14 protein-coding genes are annotated in these 18,144 nt (G+C 57.2%); 8 read left to right on the top strand and 6 right to left on the bottom strand.

Annotated elements, in window-relative coordinates:
* Positions 1-23 precede the first annotated feature (23 nt).
* Genes addA through tsaE form a run of 5 tightly spaced genes read right to left on the bottom strand, consistent with a single transcriptional unit; the run spans position 24 to position 8,912 of the window.
* Positions 24-3,545 carry a double-strand break repair helicase AddA gene (addA, locus tag P1U45_RS02015; protein ID WP_301057259.1) on the bottom strand — a complete coding sequence of 1,174 codons (3,522 nt, stop codon included), beginning with the start codon at positions 3,543-3,545 and terminating at the stop codon, positions 24-26.
* Positions 3,542-6,640: a double-strand break repair protein AddB gene (addB, locus tag P1U45_RS02010; protein WP_301057258.1), complete on the bottom strand. Its 3,099-nt coding sequence runs from the start codon at positions 6,638-6,640 to the stop codon at positions 3,542-3,544. Before addB ends, addA begins: the two co-directional genes overlap by 4 nt.
* Positions 6,637-7,362: a nucleotidyltransferase family protein gene (locus P1U45_RS02005; protein ID WP_301057257.1), complete on the bottom strand. Its 726-nt coding sequence runs from the start codon at positions 7,360-7,362 to the stop codon at positions 6,637-6,639. Before P1U45_RS02005 ends, addB begins: the two co-directional genes overlap by 4 nt.
* 1 nt (position 7,363) lies before the next feature.
* Positions 7,364-8,461, bottom strand: coding sequence for a phosphotransferase (locus P1U45_RS02000; protein ID WP_301057256.1), 1,098 nt, complete (start codon positions 8,459-8,461; stop codon positions 7,364-7,366).
* On the bottom strand, positions 8,439-8,912 hold the full coding sequence (tsaE, locus tag P1U45_RS01995) for a tRNA (adenosine(37)-N6)-threonylcarbamoyltransferase complex ATPase subunit type 1 TsaE (protein ID WP_301057255.1): 474 nt from the start codon (positions 8,910-8,912) through the stop codon (positions 8,439-8,441). The genes P1U45_RS02000 and tsaE overlap by 23 nt, the downstream gene beginning before the upstream one ends.
* A gap of 93 nt (positions 8,913-9,005) precedes the next feature.
* On the opposite strand from tsaE, the gene P1U45_RS01990 reads away from it, so the two are divergent.
* The 5 genes from P1U45_RS01990 to P1U45_RS01970 all read left to right on the top strand — a co-directional run bounded on the left by P1U45_RS01990 (position 9,006) and on the right by P1U45_RS01970 (position 13,762).
* Entirely contained in the window at positions 9,006-10,253 is a 1,248-nt protein-coding gene (locus tag P1U45_RS01990; protein WP_301057254.1) for an FAD-dependent oxidoreductase, read from the top strand.
* A 14-nt stretch (positions 10,254-10,267) separates the two neighbouring features.
* Positions 10,268-10,588, top strand: a complete 321-nt coding sequence (locus tag P1U45_RS01985; protein ID WP_293607815.1) for a 2Fe-2S iron-sulfur cluster-binding protein — start codon at positions 10,268-10,270, stop codon at positions 10,586-10,588.
* Between the two features lie 130 nt (positions 10,589-10,718).
* Positions 10,719-11,768, top strand: a complete 1,050-nt coding sequence (locus P1U45_RS01980) for a LacI family DNA-binding transcriptional regulator (protein ID WP_301057253.1) — start codon at positions 10,719-10,721, stop codon at positions 11,766-11,768.
* On the top strand, positions 11,765-12,103 hold the full coding sequence (locus P1U45_RS01975) for a Kazal-type serine protease inhibitor domain-containing protein (protein ID WP_301057251.1): 339 nt from the start codon (positions 11,765-11,767) through the stop codon (positions 12,101-12,103). The genes P1U45_RS01980 and P1U45_RS01975 overlap by 4 nt, the downstream gene beginning before the upstream one ends.
* A 162-nt stretch (positions 12,104-12,265) precedes the next feature.
* Complete coding sequence (locus P1U45_RS01970; protein WP_301057249.1) at positions 12,266-13,762, top strand: MFS transporter; 1,497 nt, start codon at positions 12,266-12,268, stop codon at positions 13,760-13,762.
* Positions 13,763-13,818: 56 nt separating this feature from the next.
* Here the strand turns inward: P1U45_RS01970 and P1U45_RS01965 are convergent, their stop codons facing one another.
* Entirely contained in the window at positions 13,819-15,444 is a 1,626-nt protein-coding gene (locus tag P1U45_RS01965; protein WP_301057248.1) for a carboxylesterase/lipase family protein, read from the bottom strand.
* 188 nt (positions 15,445-15,632) lie between these two features.
* Between P1U45_RS01965 and P1U45_RS01960 the strand changes: the two genes are divergently transcribed.
* The 3 genes from P1U45_RS01960 (at position 15,633) to P1U45_RS01950 (ending at position 18,103) form a co-directional block, all read left to right on the top strand.
* Complete coding sequence (locus tag P1U45_RS01960; protein ID WP_301057247.1) at positions 15,633-16,550, top strand: hypothetical protein; 918 nt, start codon at positions 15,633-15,635, stop codon at positions 16,548-16,550.
* Positions 16,551-16,610: 60 nt separating this feature from the next.
* Positions 16,611-17,132, top strand: a complete 522-nt coding sequence (locus P1U45_RS01955; protein ID WP_301057246.1) for a GNAT family N-acetyltransferase — start codon at positions 16,611-16,613, stop codon at positions 17,130-17,132.
* A gap of 71 nt (positions 17,133-17,203) precedes the next feature.
* On the top strand, positions 17,204-18,103 hold the full coding sequence (locus tag P1U45_RS01950; protein ID WP_301057245.1) for an MBL fold metallo-hydrolase: 900 nt from the start codon (positions 17,204-17,206) through the stop codon (positions 18,101-18,103).
* The last annotated feature ends 41 nt before the right edge of the window (positions 18,104-18,144 follow it).

Raw genomic sequence — 18,144 nt, 5'->3', positions numbered from 1 at the left:
AGTTAATCGTCTCCCGCATCGCGTCAATCTGTTTCTTTCGCTTTCACGAGCGCCGCCAGCATGGCGGATTCGTCAAGGACCATAAAGTGGGGACCGTCAGTCCACAATAAAGCGCATTTAACGCACTTGTCAGGATAAGTAACAGACAGGACATCCTTATAGGCGCCAAGCTGAGCCAGATATGGCATGGCCACGTCTTCTGCGCGCTTGGGTGGCGGCCTGTCGGTTTTATAGTCAATCACCCAGACTTCATCCTCGGTAACGCGCAGCCGGTCGACCCGCCCATTGATGATCACACCCTTTGGAATGTTCGGTCCACGCCCGACCACAGGCGCTTCGGGACGCCCGCCCGGTCCGAAGACCGGGGCAAGTTCCGGCGCTTCCAGAACCGCGAAGGTCACATCAATGATATCGTCTTTGAGGTGCGCCTGATCGGCATCGAGACAGGTATCAATAAAGCGAGAGGCTCGCGCACGGCGATCTTCGTATGGAGTGTCCGGCAAGATCTCCAGAAGCGCGTGGATGAGCCTGCCGCGCTGGAAGCGGCGCACATGGTCTTTGCCGAATGGCGGAAGCACAGGTGTGTCGCCGGGTAGAAGCGAGCTCGGCGCGCGTAACTGATCCTGATGTTCGGATGAACTCACAGGGCGCGGCTTGAAAATCCAGTCCGGCAGCGTGGCAACAGGTTTTTTTTCGCGAGCAACAGGCGCATCGCTTTCAGGCTGCGGCAGGCCGCCAAAGCGCCAGATGCCATGTTCATCGCGTTCTGCGTCGCCCAACGCCCATGTCGCAATGGTCTGCTGACAGAGATCATACCAGCTTCCATCCTTATAGCCCTGACCGGTCTTCGCGCCATTCCATGCACCACAGATGAGAAGCTGATCTTTCGCGCGTGTGAGTGCCACATAGAGAAGCCGGTTCGCCTCGGCGCGGGATTTCGCTTCTTCCTGTGCACGAATGGCCGCGCTGGCGGCGCAGTCTTCGTCCTTCTTCACCATCCAGACGGGCACGCCGTCTTCGGTGAAGCTAAGATTGCCGGAGAGCGTATTGTTGCCGACACCGGTCGTGTCCGGCAGGATGACGATAGGCGCTTCCAGGCCCTTTGATCCGTGCACGGTCATAACGCGGATTTCATCGGCAGGGCCGGATTGTTCGCGTTTGATCTCGCTATCCTGCGCCTCAACGGCGGCAAGGAAGGTTTGCAGGCTGGCGCTTTCTGCATCTTCCAGATTGGCCGCAATGGAGATCAGAGCCTCAAGCGGGTCATGCGCTGGTGAACCGAAACGCGCATTGATCATCTGCCAACCTGTCTGGCCGAGCTCTGAGTGTCGCGTATTCATGACCCAGCTGAGGAATTCAAAGGCGGGCAGGCGGCGACGTTCCAGAACCGTCTTCAGAAAGGCAGCTGCCCTCTGGTGTTCGCCGTGGTCGCTTTCCTGAAGGCGCTGCCAAAGGCTGCTTTGTCCACGATCATAAGCCAGCGGAAAGAGATGCGTGTCATCATCCAGAAGGCCGAGGAATGGACCTTTCAGGATTTCGGCAAGCGTCAGATCATCCTCCTGAAGCAGGGCAAAGCGGACAAGGTTCAGAACATCCTGTACCGCCAGCGTATCCTGAAGATTGAGCCGGTCGGCGCCAGCCACAGGAAGCCCCTTGGCTTTCAGCTGCTGGATAATGGAATGGAAAAGTGCCTTTCGGGAACGGACAAGGATCAGGATATCGCCTGGCCGCGCGGGGCGAGGCTTTCCATCCTTGCCCTCTTCATAGACCGCTGGCGCGCCGGATGCGAGCCGCGCGTCAATCCAGTTTGCCAGCTTGCCGGCGAGTTGCGCAGGCGCTGATACCTGCCGCTCCATATCCATAGGCGCATGCCATGGCACGCCGGTTGGCACAGCTTCCGGCTCGTCCAGAGGCCAGAATTCGACAAGCCCTCTATGCGGTTCGCGGAAAGCCTGATGCGAGATTTTATCGGCTTCGCTTGGCGGCGCGGTCGAGAATGGCGCCGAGCCAAATGATGCGGGTCCGTTAAAGACCTCGTCGACAAAGCTCAGAACTTGCTGGGTGGACCGGAAAGACATCTCCACCTGCGGGAGGTGGATTTTACCGCCAATCGTGTCGTCAGTCTGACGGGAGGCAAAACGCTGGCGTTCGGACTGAAACTTTGCCGTGTCAGCGCCCTGAAATGAGTAGATGGATTGCTTCTCGTCACCCACGACGAACAGTGTACGGATCAGATCATGACCACTGGCGCCGGAGAAAAACTCTTCCACAAGAGAGTTCACGATCACCCATTGGTCGGGGCTTGTATCCTGCGCCTCGTCGAGCAGGACGTGACTAATGCCGCCATCAAGCTTGTACAGCACCCATTCGGCAAGGCCCGGCCCGGTGAGCAGGTCGCGCGTGTTGGCGATCAGGTCATCAAAGTCGAGGCCGGCACGTATGCGCTTCTCATGGTCGTGCTCCGCCATGACATCCGCGGCGATTTCCAGAAGGGTGACAGTTCGGTCGCGCAGAAGTGCAGCTTTGACTTCATTCTCCAGACGCAGAAAGCGATCAACTTCGCGGCCGGTGCCCGGTGCAAACAGGTCTTCGACAATCGTGCCTTCCAGCTTTTTGGTATATGGCGGCTTTTCGCGCTGATTGCCTTTGGAGTCGTAAAAGGCTTTCCGATAAACCTCCATCGCCGCTTTCAGGTCTGCCGCGTCCATGACGGACAGGATTTGGTCGCTGAATTTGATATCATTCGTGCTGCCGAGGGTGCGTAGTTCGTTGATCGCGGCGGTTAACTCCTGACGCGGCAGGCCGGTATCCATCAGTTCACCGAGCACCTCACCGGCGGGGACAAGAGGCGCGGCCAATGTCGTGCTGATCGCTTCAAAGCGCCGCTCTGGTGTGCCTGCGTCATGAAGGAAACGGTGCAGCTTGGATGCGCTGCCCGTGATCACCTCAATGGCGCCATCATAGCGCTTACCGCCAATCTCATTCATGAGGTCGGCAAAGAGCGGCCAGCGGTGCGGATTGGCTTTCAGCTTGTCGAAGGATTTACGCGCAGCCTTAGTCCAGAGCGCTTTATTGTCTACCTCGTCCAGCTCTTTAAAGCCGGGGGGAACACGTGCCTCCAGCGGGAAACGGCGCAGCACGCGGCCAGCAAACGCGTGAAGCGTTTCAATGCGAAGCCCACCTGGCGTTTCAAGCGCTTTAGCAAACAGGGCCCGTGCCGCTTTCAGAGCTTCCCCGTCGCCGGAATAGTCCATGCCCTGAAGGTCTTTCAGGTCTCTCGCGAGTTCGTCATTGCCCATGACGGACCATGCGCCGAGGCGCTTGAAGAGACGCTGCTGCATCTCGCTCGCCGCGGCTTTGGTATAGGTGATACAGAGAATGCTGTCCGGCTGAACACCCGTCAGAAGGAGGCGCGCAACGCGGTCGATCAGAACCTTGGTCTTGCCCGAACCGGCATTCGCCGAAACCCAGATAGAGGCTTCTGGCAGGGCGGCTTGCTTCTGGGCGGCAACGACGCGGTCATAAGCTGTCATCTGTTCGCTCATCGTGCGTCCTCCATGCCTTCATGGCCGGGGTCTGCCCATTCAGCTTTGCGCGACAGGCCGTCATAATCGCTATATTTTGAGAGGAACTGGATGCGCGGGCCGGAAAGGTAAGGGGTGTCCGCATCGGCGAAAACAGAAAGCAAATCTTTCAGACCGGCAAATGCATCATCCACCAGCTCAGGGATTGGGCGTTTGCCCTTTCTGTCGGCAATTTGCGTGACGCCATTCCTAGACCCGAAGCCGACATAGAAGAGGTCTGCCGGTTCACCTTTGGGCTTCGCTTCATCTTCGCTGATACGCGCCATTGCCGCCAGCAATGGAAGCTGCGGCGCAAGGCCCGATGCGACCTGCGCTGCCGACGGCGGGCTGCCGGTTTTAAAGTCGGTGATGGTGATCTTGCCGTCCTGCAGGGTTTCAACCATGTCGGCGCGGCCGGACATGTAAACGCTGCGGCCTTTGACGGTGAGATCGACTGAGTAATTCACTTCCATATTGCGCGTGGCGACGATCTCATCGCGGCTTCGCATCCAGTCGAGATACTCATTAGCAGCCTTCTGCCAGAGCATTTCCCGTTCCGCGATGAAGAGATCATCCGCGCCAACGGAGGTAAGTTCGTCCCCGAAGCTGGCAACCATGCTGTCTGCAGTGACATAAGGCGCTTTCAGAGTGTCGAACCTCTCAAGCGCTTTGTGCATGGCGATACCAATCGCCATCGGGCTGAGGTCCGGATCAATTTGATCCAGCGGTTCAAGCTCAAGCAGGTTCTTCGCGTAGAAGCCATACGGATCGCGGATCAGCGTTTCGACTTCTGTCACGCTTATTGTGTCTGTGCGTTTGTCGGCAGGCGGTTTGGGTGCCGGAGAGGTGACGGCTGGCGCATCCTTGGCGTCATGCTGATGTGCTACCCAGTCAAGAATATGAGCGGTTGGCGCGTGCAGAAGAGCGTCTGTGTCTTCAAGGCTCTCAAGCGCGCCACTTGCCAGAATACGCAGCCGCCAGAGCCAGCGTGAGGCGACCGCAGGCTTATCGTCGACTCGCTCGGACCGCGTCAGCACTACTTCCGGCGAACAGGCAAGCTGTGCAAAGTCGTGCGCGGCGAGGCCAACGCGGGCCTCTGTGTCGGGTAGATCGATATTGGCTCTGAAGTTACGCGGCAGGAAACCGTCCGTACTCGGAGCTTCGGGCCATGAGCCTTCATTGAGGCTTGCGAGGATCATGAGATCGCAGCTCTGAAGGCGCGCTTCCAGCGGCCCCCAAATGTTGAGCCGTGGATGAGATGGCAGGTCATCCACAACGCGCAGGTCGCCCGCCAGCTGGGTAATTAGTGGCCGCAAATCATCCTGTTCGATTGGCGGCAGGAAGTCGCCCATCTGGGCTATCTCTTCAAGGAAACGGGCAAGGCTCGAGCCGTCCTGGCCAGACCAGAGGAGGGACGGGCCTTCATCGTCCGGATGGCGGGTAAGCGTGTCACAAAGCTCTGCGAAGGCTTCTATGAAGGCGCGTAGCTCGAACTTGTCCTCGATCATTTCGAGGATCGGTTCGATCTTGCCTTCAGCACGTGTGTGCAGGTCTTCGATCAGATGGTTGGCGAGGTCGTACTCGTCTTCGGACACCAGAGCATGTTTGGGCTTTTGCTTGGCGCGCTCGGCCTGCGAGACGGCTTTGTCGCCAAGTTCGGACAGGGTTTTCCAGCTGCGCAGATCACGCAGAAGGCCGCGTTCCAGTGCAGAGATAGACGCGTCTCGCGCCGTGTCGTCAGATAGGACGGTCAGCTCATGTTTGAGAAGGCGCGCAAGTGCCAGCGGCCCGCCGGGATCAAGCGCCCAGTCGAGCGCGGCAATCATGAACCGGCCTGCACGTGTCTGCAGGATTGGCCAGCCCGCCGATGGCGAGACATGCACATCCCAGCGTTCCATAAGCGAGGAAACGCGGCGTGCCAGCGTGGCGTCCGGAGTGACCAGCGCGGCTGTGCGTTCCGGTGTTTCAAGAACTTCGCGCATCAACAATGCGATGGCATTCGCCTCTTCTGCCTCACTCGCGGCTTCGATCAGCGACAGACCTTTCAGGCCATTGGTGGTGAGGCTTTGCGGAGAAGCAGGCGCTGCGCGTTGTTTGAGGCGTGTCACCCAGTCGGCTGTCGTGTCAGCAGGCGCAAGCGATTCCTGAATAATCTGGCGACGTGGCTGCAGCGCAGAGCGTTCGGTATAGCCCGGCCAGAGGCGGACCATATCCGGATGGCTCCGCAGGGCAGACAGCGTTTCGGCAAAAGCAAATTGCGGGTGGCTCGGTGCATTGGAGATGGCATGCCATGTCTGGGCATCCACATCATGTTCGAGGCCGGGAAAGAGGACAGCCCCTTTCGGCAGTTTCATTGCTGCGGCCATTAAGAGGCGCGTGGACGGGCTTGAACCTGTGGAGCCTGCGACGATAACGGGCGAGTTTGGTGGCTCGCGTTCCCAACGCTGGCAGAGCGCTTCTGCAGCCATTCGGTCGCGCGCATTACTGTCAGAGAAGCCTTTCTCTTCCAGAAAGTCGGGCCAGACAGACGTGAGGATGGACAGGAACTCGACTGAGATTTCCCAGTGCTTGGCAAGCTCTGCATTCTCGACCTGATTTGGAAGTTCTTCCCAGCGAACGTCGCCAGCAAGTGCGGCCTGATCCAGAAGGCGAGCGAGATCGCGCGCAACGGACAAGGCCGAGGCGAGCGTGATGTGCTGGCCGCGCGTATCATGCCATTGATTGACCAATAGAGTGAGGGCGCCAAGGCGAGAGCCTTTGGGCATTGGCGGGCGTACATCCACATCCGTGAGTTCACCGAGGAGTGCAGGGTCATTATCGCCTGCATCGCCAAGCGGGCGGATATCCGGCGGAAGAAAACCGGGGGAGTTCAGTTCTGCAAACAGACGTGCGGCGAGCGCGCGCGCAGACCGGCGGTTCGGTACAAAGACAAGTGCATCTGAAAGCTGTTCGGGATGCTCACGCGCACCGGTCACATCAATCAGCGTTTTTGCGAGGTCTCCCAGAAAGTCTGCCCCCGCAGGCAGGGTGAATACGCGGGTGTCACCAAAAAGCGCGTCTGAGAGATGTGATGTCATGCTGTCGGGTGCGTCCTCATCCAGTCCTCAACCTCCTGAATGGTGGCCGGCTCACCAACATGCATCCATTGACCTTTGAAGGGTAGGCCGAAGAGGCGATTTTCTGTGAGGATTCTATTCCAGATAATATTGGCCGAGAACGGGCGAAGGGCCTCGCCATCATACAGGCTAGCCTTGGTGATGCGCGCGCCGGCATACGCCCATGGCGCTGTTTCGCGGTCGCCGCGGCGCTCCAACTGGCCGCCTTCTTTCAGATAGAAATCACCAGGGCCCGGAAAGCCGATACTGGTTGTGCGGTCTGCCAGCAGAAGCAGATCATCCATGCGTGTCGGATCATAAGAGGCGGCCAGCGCTGCGAACGGATTGCCGTTGCCGCTCGCAAAGAAGGCGTCTGTGTTCACCATGAAGATTGGATCATCGCCGAGCAGCTTACGCGCTTTTACGATGGCGCCGCCCGTTTCCAGAAGCTCCTCGCGTTCATCAGACAGGACGACTTCAACATCGGTGCGAGCCGCCATATGCGCTTCGACCTGCTCGGGCAGCCAGTGCACATTCACCACGACGCGCTCGACGCCAGCCTCAACAGCCTGATCGAGATAGTAATCCATTAGCGCTTTGCCTGCGACTTTGATCAGCGGCTTAGGCGTCTCGTTGGAGAGCGGGCGCATGCGGCTACCAAGACCCGCAGCAAGAAACATGGCGGTGCGGATGGGCTGTCCCATGTCAGGCGTCTCTCAGCTGTGGCGCAGCGATCTCAAGAACGCGTTTCAAATCTTTTAGCGCAGGGTTTTGAAGGCTGGATTTCAGATGCCCCCACTCGCGCGGCAGAAAGGCTTCATACTTCGGCTTGTTGTCGCGGCGAACGAGGCGGGCAAACACGCCGATAATGCGAAGCGCGTTGATGGCCCCCCCAATATCGAAATCGCGCTGGAAGCTTTCTTCCTCATTACCGGTGAGGGCCAGATAGCCGCGGAAAACTTCGCGGGCGACAGCTGGTGACACATCGCGGCGGGCATCCTGAATGAACATGGCGAGATCCCATGCCGCAGGGCCGCGAACCGCATCTTGATAATCGAGGATGCCGACCTTTTTCAGTCCGTCGCGTTCCGGAAGCCAGAGAAGGTTTTCAGCATGGTAGTCACGCAGCATGAGAACTTGCGGCAGGCTCGCCAGATGGTCGCTCAGTGCGCGGATGATACCGTCAAATTCCAGCTGCAGGCTGCCAGAGAATGCCACGCCCTCATCATAGGCCGGATACCATTTCGGGAAGAGGTCTGCGCCTGTCGTCAGGGCTAAAGTGTCATATTCGAGGATCGGCCAGCGCCATTCAGCAGCGCTGACGATTTCCGGCGCCGGTGCGTTGTGGACATGCGCCAGAGCAGCCGTTGCGGCGAGATAAAGCTCGCGTTCGCTGGCACCGTTTTCGATCTCGGTTTTGTAGATCGTGTCGCCAAGGTCTTCGAGGAGGGCAAAGCCTTGTTCGACATCAAAGGCGATGACTTCAGGCGCTGAAAGGCCAAGTGAGCGCAAATGCTCGCCAACGCCGACAAAGGCATCCACGCGGCAGGCTGCGAGACGTGTCCGGCCATTCCAGCCTGCCAGAATACGTTCCTGGACGCTTGCATCAGGCCCGCTTGGTTTGCCTTCGGCGGCGGGCGGGGCGTCCATAAGAACGGCAACATCGCTTCCCTGATAGACGCGTTCGTATCGGCGCGTGGACGCATCTTCACCCAGCGAGCGACGCTCGGCGCCGCCCCATCCGGCTTCGGCCAGAAACGCATTAATGGCCGCGTTGCGGTCAGCTCCGGTTGAAGATGTCATTCAGTCTTTGCTTCCATTCTGGCGTGGTGCCGGTCAGGCGGGCAGATCGCCCGTTATCCGTGAAGATCAGCTCTACGATGAGTCGCTGTGACGGCAGAAGGCTGCCTGCGTTTTCAGGCCATTCAATGACCATGATATCGTCTTCGGCGTCTTCAAACCCCAGCTCGATCAATTCGTGAGGGCTTTCGATCCGGTAGAGATCGAAATGCCAGATCGGCGCAGGGTCTGTCTCATAGGTCTGAACGATGGTGTAGGTCGGGCTGGGCACTTCGGTATCAGCGCCCAACAGCGCCTGAATCAGCCCCCGAGACAGGGTGGTTTTACCCGCGCCAAGGTCGCCAATTAGCGAAATGCAATCACCTGCTCGTAAATTCAATGCGAGCTTTGCCCCCAAATCGATGGTGGCTTCTTCCCCGGCGAGGGAAATTTCAATATCAGGGTCCTGTCGCATCTGATCTGATTAGGGTGAAGATAAAAGGCAATCAAGCACTTGCAAAAAAATGACGCAGGCGTCATAAATCGCGGTGAAGTATAGGGTTGGAAAATGTCTGCGGATCAAAAGATCGTCATTATTGGCGCTGGACAGGCTGGTGGTCAGGCTGCTGCCTCGCTGCGTCAGGCCGGTTTTGAGGGTATGATCACCATGGTTGGTGACGAGCCTGCGCCGCCATATCAGCGTCCGCCGCTGTCCAAAGCCTATCTGAAAGGCAAGCTCGACCGCGAACGTCTCTTCCTGAAACCGCTCCAATTCTATGAAGACAGCAATATCACGCTGAAGACCGGCGTCAGCGCGCAAAAGCTTGATCGCGCCGCAAAGACGGTCGCGTTGAGCGATGGTGAGACACTCGACTATGACACGCTGATCATCGCGACAGGGTCTCGCCCGCGTGCGCTTCCTCTGCCGGGTGCGGAATCCTCGAACGTGTTCGACCTGCGTACGCTTTCAGACATTGATGTGCTCAAACCGAATGTTCAGGAAGGTCGCCGCCTTCTGATCGTTGGCGCAGGGTATATCGGCCTCGAAGCCGCTGCGGCAGCTTGTGAACTTGGTCTGGAAGTCACTGTGCTTGAGATGGCGGACCGCGTTCTGGCGCGTGTTACCTCGCCGGTCATGTCTGAGTTTTACCAGAAACTGCACGAAACTCACGGCGTGACGATCAAGACGGGCGCTATGCTCGCTGAGCTGCAAACGCAGGACGGGGCGGTTACGGCCGGTGTTCTGAAATCCGGTGACGTGATTCCATGTGATCTTGTGCTTGTCGGCATCGGCATTCTCCCGAATGAAGAAATTGCCTCTGAAGCCGGTATTGCCTGCAAGAATGGTATTCTGGTCGACCGCGATGCACGCACGAACGACCCGAGTGTTTACGCAATTGGTGACTGCGCGCACCGTCCGTTGGTACATTACGGTCGCGACGGACGCCTTGAGAGCGTCCACAACGCGATCGAGCAGGGCAAGATTGTCGCGGCGCACATCATGGACGCCAAGCGTCCGGTTGAAGACGTTCCATGGTTCTGGTCTGACCAGTATGACGTGAAGCTGCAGATTGCAGGTCTGTCTCAGGACTATGACGAAGCCGTTGTTCGCGGCGAACCAACTACAAACAGTTTCGCAGTGTTCTATTTCCGCTCAGGACGTTTGATCTCTGTGGATGCTGTTAACGCTCCGGCAGAGTTTCTGACGGCAAAGAGGCTGATCGCCGCGAATGCTGACATCTCACCGGAACTGGTTGTTGATCAGACAAAAACAATGAAGGACATTCTGGCTGAAGCTATGGCTGGCCAGAAATAGAGGAGCAAACCCCAATGGTAAAAATCATCTATGCCGACCACTCAGGTACTGAGCGCGAAGTCGACGCCAATGTTGGCGAGAGCGTGATGGAAGCGGCAGTGCGCAACAATATTCCAGGCATTGATGCTGACTGTGGCGGCGCGTGCGCGTGCGCGACATGCCATGTCTATGTGGACCCTGAGTTTCTGCCTAAAACCGGCGAGCAGGAAGCTATGGAACAATCCATGCTCGATTTCGCTGACGGCGTTCAGGAAAATTCCCGTCTTTCTTGCCAGATCTCTGTCAGTGCAGAGCTGGAAGGCATGAAGGTCACGACCCCGGAAAGCCAGCACTAGGCTTTTAGTTCACAGGATTATTATGTACGCCGCCGGACAGGCTTGTTGACCGGCGGCTATACGCTGTGCAGTAAGGATTGGCGTGTTGTCGCGGGGCGGGTATCAGCTACGACATGGCCAGGGGGAGAGCGTGCCTAAACGACGCGCCATAACAATCAAGGACGTAGCCGATCTGGCTGGCGTTTCACAGATGACTGTTTCGCGCGTGCTGAACATGTCTGCGTCTGTGAAGCCGGACACCCGCGAGCGTGTGCAGGCTGCGATTGCCGAACTGAATTATCGCCCGAACCCGATGGCGCGAAGCCTTGCACGGGGCCAGTCGCTCTTGCTCGGGCTTTTATATCACAATACCAGCTCGGCCTATCTGAGCCAGCTTCTGGTCTCGGCGCTGCGTACAAGCCGCCAGCTTGGACATCACCTTGTCGTGGAAGACATTGACGAGCTGCCGGATGGCACGTTTGACGGTGAAACGACCACAACGCGCCTGAATGTGCTCTCTCTGGATGGTCTGATCGTGCCGCCGCTGCAAATGCAGCAGGCCGGGCTGATTGATAACCTTTCCAAATTGAATACCAAGCTCGTCATGCTGGGCGATATGGATGGCAGCCCTGATATCAGCCGGGTCAGTTTTGATGATCGAGGCGGTGCGCGGGCGATGACGCGCTATCTGATCGAGAAAGGCCATAAGCGGATCGCATTTATGTCTGGTCCTGCCTCATGCCCGGCGAGCCGTGCGCGCAAAATGGGGTTTGATCTGGCCCTGACCGATCATGATCTGCCGCTCATGCCAGAGCTTTACATTGAAGGTGATTATTCGCTTCTGTCGGGTGCACGTCTGGCGAATAACCTTCTCGATCTTGAGGATCCGCCAACCGCAATCTTCTGCGCCAATGATGACATGGCGACAGGCGTTATGGCGACGGCAAACAGGCGCGGAATGGTTGTGCCTGATGATCTGTCCGTAACAGGCTTTGATGATTCTGAAATTTCGTGGATCGCGTTTCCGGGCCTGACGACGGTGCGCCAGCCGATTTCACTCATGGCCAATCTTGCGGTAAAGTTGATCTCAAATGTTGAAATCCGCGAAGATGATCCGGCTGTCCGGTTCCTGTCAGATAAGCACTTGCAGGTTCAGACAATCGAAATTGTCGAGCGTAGTACGGTGGCACCTCCGAAATGATTTTTCTTCGCACATTCTCGCTTTCTCTGTTCGCTCTGCTCCTGGTCGGTTGCGCGACTGAGCCAGCGCCTCCTGCTGGTCCGGGCCCGGGCGAAACGAGCGGTATTTGCGGCGGGATTGCAGGCTTCCAATGCGGCTCTGCTACCGATTACTGCGCGATGGAGGCAAATACCTGCATGGCCATTGCCGATGCAGCGGGCACATGCACACCGCGTCCGGAAATCTGCACTATGGAATATGCGCCTGTGTGCGGTTGTGACGGGCGCACTTATTCCAACGCTTGCGGCGCGGCGGCGGCCGGTGTGAGCGTCGCGTCTCAGGGCGCTTGCGAATAGAGACTGCCAGTCGCGCCACTTCCTGCGACTGAATACGTTTACCCACCCGTATAAAAACTAAGTCTGGCGCTTCAAGGCGCCAGATGATTACCTGTGGGTACATAAATGAGGACGGGCGCCGGGGCTGAACGGCAGACCTTGTCCCATTCGAGGGAGTGAAAAATGGCAAGTCTGGCAACGCCTGGAGAGGCGGTGGCGTCCGATATCAATGAAGGGTATGGATCGCGCGGTTATCGCGCCTATGTGCTCGGATCCCTTCTTCTCGTTTATATTTTCAACTTCATTGATCGCGCCATTCTGGCCGTTCTGAACGACCCGATCAAAATCTCGCTCGGGCTTGAAGACTGGCATATGGGCATGATTGGCGGCACAGCGTTTGCGCTGTTCTACGTCACGCTCGGTATCCCGATTGCCCGTATATCCGAGACTCGCAGCCGCAAATGGATCATCCTTACGGCTCTCACGCTTTGGAGCCTGATGACCGTCTTTTGCGGCTTTGCGACCAGCTTCCTGATGCTCTTCTTATTGCGTGTCGGTGTTGGCATTGGTGAGGCTGGATGCACGCCGCCCGCCCAGTCTATGATTGCTGACTATTTTAAACCGTCCAGCCGCGCGACTGCAGTGTCAATTTACGCTCTGGGCGTACCTCTGGGCGCTATGTTTGCAGGCGTCGCCGGTGGCCCGATCAACGACTATGTGACGGGCGAGAACGTCTATAATCTTATGGCGTCTATGGGGCTGGAAGAGCTTGCCGTCAGCCTCAATGTGATTGCCCTTGAAGGGTGGCGGATCGCGTTCGCTGCCGTTGGATTGCCGGGGCTTCTGCTTGGTTTTGTCCTGATCTTTACCCTGAAAGAGCCGCCGCGCGGGTATACCGATCCGGTCTCAGCGCAAAGCAAAGAAACCGCAAAGCTCTCTGAAGTTTTGCGCATTCTCAAAAGCAAGCCGGCATATATTCATGTGGTTCTTGGTGCGGCCATCGCGTCATTTGTCGGCTATGGCATTGGTCATTTTGTGACAGCGTTTCTTCGCCGCGTGCATGGTCTCTCGCTTACCGAAGCAGCGATTTATTATAGCCTCGTCATGGGGCTGTTTGCGGCGATTGGCGTGTTCTCATCTGGCTGGATTTCCGACAGGATCTCCAAACGTCACCCGAATGCGCTGTCCTGGCTGCCAGCACTCGGCATGTCGATCTCTGTACCGCTGTACGTGATCGGCTTCCTCGTGCCGGAGCTGTTCATTGCGCTCATCCCGCTCTGCGCGGCGGCGCTGCTCCACTATTTCTATCTCGGCCCGATGTATGCGGTCTTTGGCGGTGTGGTGGATAGCCGTATGCGGGCGACCTCAGTTGCGGTTGCTCTTTTCGTGGTGAACCTTGTGGGGCTGGCCCTCGGTCCGCCAGCGTCAGGCATTCTGTCTACGACCTTGAAGGGGCTGATGCTCTCGACCTCTGATCTGGGGCTTTCACTTGAAGTGTGCACGGCGGCGGTAAACCTCACCGAAGCGCAGGCCGCGATGTGTGAGCGTACAGACGCAAAAGGGCTGCAGTATGCCATTGTGATTTTTGCCTGCCTCTATCTTTGGGCATCGGTGCATTACCTGCTCGCAGGGCGCACGCTGCAGCGGGATATGCTCTCCATGCCGAACAATAAAGACTGATGGATATGAAAAAGGCGGCCCGCAAGAGCCGCCTTTTATATGAAGATCAGGACTGACTACCGGTCGTATCGGTAGATCACCTTCATCTCGTCCCAGAAGTAATTTTCATCGACTTCTGATTCCATGTTGAAGCGCATAGCTGGCGTCTGATCGATCGAAACCGGGGGCCAGTAAGGCAGGCCGCGTGCATTCGGGTCGCCATGGCGGGCAAAGGAAATCCAAGCTTCGCTCACCTGATCTGCGACCGGTTGAGCCGCCGCCGGATCGCCGACCATGGATTCAGAATTTCCAAGTGTATCGAAGGCGAATGGAATTTCGAGCGCATGCGGCGCGCCGAATATGCCGCCGGCAACCGGTGTTTCCCAATCAAACTGATAAACCCAGATAGGAGCAGCGCCATCCTGCGCAGCGCGCAGGCGTGCCTGACGATAGGCATTGCCCGAATAGCGAAGGTCTGAAGTAATCGCGACCATGAGATCGGCGTCTGTATAGTCCGGATAAATCTCGCGATACCCGGCCACGAACTCGTGGAATTCGTCTTCAGTCGCATAGGCGCCGATCAGACCCTCAGCATTTGCATAGTCGAGCGTTGGCATATTGCCGGGCCGCACCAGCCAGAGCGAGAGTTCGTCCTTGTTGGAGCCGACGAGCATCGGAACCGATTGGCTCGGTTCGTTCTCTTCCGCTTCAAACGGGTGATGCGGCAGAGAATTTCCGTCACGCACCGGGCTCCAGAAGAGCGATGTTGTTTGCTCGCCTGCTGCTGTGCGGAGCGCTTCCCTGAATGTCTCTGCAGGCACATCGTGCAGCGCATCCAGATTGTCCGGTGAAATGCCCAGAATGTTGAGGAAGCTCAGAGTGTGCTCAGTTGCCTCTTCCGGTTCGCGAAACCGTAGGTGCGAGCCTGATTGTACAATAGCGCGATGGAACAGGCCTTCCGCACGTGGCATGGCGAGCATGGTTGAGACTTTACGGCCGCCACCGGACTCACCGAAGATGGTCACATTGTCCGGATTGCCGCCGAAGTGTTCGATATTGTCGCGAACCCATTGCAGCGCCATGACCATATCGAGGCTGCCGACATTGCCGCTATCTGCATAGGCCGGATCATCTGTCAGTCCCGCCAGATAGAGATGGCCAAATGCGTTGAGGCGGTGATTGATTGTGACGACAACCACATCGCCGCGCGTGGCGAGGTTGATACCTTCATAGGCTGCGCTCGATCCGTTGCCGTTCTGGAAGCCGCCTCCATGAAGCCAAACCATGACGGGTCTTTCGTGATCATCAAGCGCGGGTGTCCAGATGTTCAGGCCGAGCGCATTTTCGCTCATGCCCGGCGTAGGATCAGGTGCCCATGAGCGGAAGAGACCATTATTGTTACCGAGCTGAACAATGCTGTCCGGGAAGTCTACAGTGTCGCGTAAGCCATCCCATGGTTCGGGTGGATTTGCAGGCTGGAATCGGGTGTCGCGCGTGTCTGCGCCGTAAGGAATGCCGCGAAAGACATTAATGCCTTCCTCGACTGTGCCGCGCACCGCGCCATATTGCGTCGCTGCAACAGGGCGTTCAGCCGGCATGGATGTTTCGGCTGGAGCGGCCTCCTGGGCTGACAGGTTGGCGGGGGCGCAGGCTGCGCCGATGAGGCAGGCAAAGGCGATGCCCGATCTCAAAGCTGATTTCATGGATATGTCCTCCCGTTATTATTGGTGGGAGTGTCAGTGTAGCTGACTATTTTGTCTAGCGTCTTCGGTGCAATCTCACGTATAATTTTACGCAAACTTGTGAGATTGCGCAGGGTGGGCCTTAACAGGCTCTGATTTATGGTCGGACCATTGTCGCAGAATGCGGACCATAAAAAGGAGCTCAGAAAATGAGCCTGACCGTTGACCAGCTAATGCCGCGTGTATCCTTGCGAAGTGATACCGACGCGGCGCGCGTGCGCCGTGCTGGCGTATCCGCCTACAAGGCGGTCGAGACGGTTCCTTCAGAAACAAACCGATCTTCATTCTCTATCGCGCGTGATGAAGTGAATTTTTCGCCTCTGGCTCAAACCGCCGCGGAAAGCGACGCGAAAAAGTCCTCACCAGATGATGCCCGCATCGAGGCGCTCTCGCGAGAGAAGGGACGTGCGCGCGAAGCGCTGTTGCGTATCAGGGAAGAAATCAAACTCATGCGAAAGGTCTGGCAATTCCAGCCTCGCGAAATGGCCAAGCAGATTGCGCGCCTCGCTAAAGAACTGAAAGAGGTTTTGAGCGACTATAAAAAGGTCCAGAAAGCACTCGCCGATTTGCAGGGCGGCGCAGCCGGTGGCGGCATGGTTATGCCTGATGTCGGTAGTCTCGGAGCATCCATGGCGACTGGAGCGTCTGCCGATGGAGAGGATGTTTCTGAAGATGAAGCGGCGGCGCACTCTGACATCAATGAGCCAGACGACGTTGATCCTGTTGCTGATGCCGAGGTGGACAATCTACCGGACACGCAGCGACAGGAAGCTGTGATGCAGTATGAACGTGTGAGGCTCGATCAGACGCCGGAGGCTATGGAGCTTCGCGGCGATCTCGAGTTCACCAACTTTGTGAAAGGGCTCACGTCAGAGCTGCGCGATGCGTTTCGGGATGTGAAGCGCTGGGCCATAGGCTTTAAGCAAAATGATAAAGACAGCGAAAAGCTCTACGAGAATACCGATAAGGAGCTGAAACAGCTGGAGAAAGAGCTCGGCCAGTTTGAGGATGATCTGCGCCGCGCTATGCCGCCCTCCATCTGGGTATCCCAGCCTGTTCAGGCATAATTGACGACCCGCCTCAAAAATGGGGTTCAATTGATGCAGCGCACTCGCTAAGAGGCTGATATGTCTGACCTTACGATCCGCACTGCAGTAGCCTCTGATGCTGAAGCGCTATCCGCGCTCGGCGCAAAGACGTTTTCTGACAAGTTTGCTCATCTCTACAAGCCGGAAGACCTGCAGCAGTTTCTGGATGAGAGTCATAGCGTTGAAGCTTATCAGCGAGCGCTCAGCGATCCGCGAACGCGTATCTGGGTTGCTGTTGCGAACGATGGCGCGCTGGCTGGATACGCGGTTGCAGGTCCGTGCACGCTGCCTGTGGACGATTGTCCTGAGGGGGCGATGGAGATCGCACGGCTCTACGTGGATGAAGCCTTTCACGGGCAGGGTACAGGGCGCAAGCTCATGGACGAGATGCTGGCCTGGATCGACAGTAACGGGCGTGCGCCGCTCTATCTCAGCGTCTATAAATTCAATGAAGGTGCCCAGCGTTTTTATCACCGCTACGGCTTTGGCCTGCTCAAAGAGTATAAATACCGGGTGGGCACGCACTATGATCCGGAATATCTCTACATCCGGAACTCATGACATTCGCTTGAACTGGCTTGCCCAATCCTCTGAACGCCGCACTTAATGTGTTTAACTTTGGAGGATTTACCATGCGCCCGATCACTTACGCACTTTCATCTATCGCGCTCTGCGCTGCGCCGGCTTTCGCGCAGGATGTTCCGCCGGTCACAACCCATGATCTGGGCGATGGAATCTACGCGCTTACAAATGATCGCGCGGGCAATGTCGGCATTCTGGCCGGTCCGGACGGCGTCTTCATGATTGATACGCAGATGGAAATCTTCGCGCCTTCGCTGGAGGACGCAATTCATGCTGTGTCTGAGGGTGATGATGTCGACCTTGTTCTGAACACTCACCTTCATGGCGACCATGTTCTCGGCAATGCGTATTTCGCGGAACGCGGCGCGACGGTTATGGCGCACCCGAATGTCAGACCGGGCCTGATCGAGCCGAACTTTATGGCGCTTTCCGGTCGTACGCCTGATGCCCTGTCCGGACTGGCACTACCGACCGTAAATGTCGATGAAGGCGATACCGTCACAATGAATGGCCAGACGGCGCGCTTCTACCACGCGCCTAACGCCCATACCGATGGTGACCTGTTTGTTGTGTTTGAAGAGGCCAATGTGATCCATGCCGGTGACCTTCTCTTTAACCGCCGCTTCCCGTTCATTGACCTCGACAATGGCGGTTCGGTGCAGGGCTATATCCGCGGTATGGAGAAAATCATCGCGCAGGCCGATGAGGACACTGTCATCATTTCAGGACATGGTCCCATGGCGAGTGTCGCCGACCTGCAGGCCAGCGTAGATATGCTGAACGCCGGTCAGGAGGCTGTGATGGCACTCGTGTCTGAGGGGAAAACGCTTGAGGAAATTCAGGCAGCTACCCCGCTCGCAGACTATCATTCGGATTGGAATTGGGGCTTTATTACAACCGAGCGTATGGTGTGGACATTTTATCGGGATATGACGGGACTTACCGAATAACGATAATTATTGTTGCCAAAACGATAAATGTCGTTTAGAAG

It is taken from the genome of Ponticaulis sp. (genome assembly GCF_029210165.1).
Taxonomy (GTDB): Bacteria; Pseudomonadota; Alphaproteobacteria; order Caulobacterales; family Hyphomonadaceae; genus Ponticaulis.
Note: the sequence above shows the minus strand (reverse complement) of the source record. Positions and strands in the feature narration are given on the sequence as shown.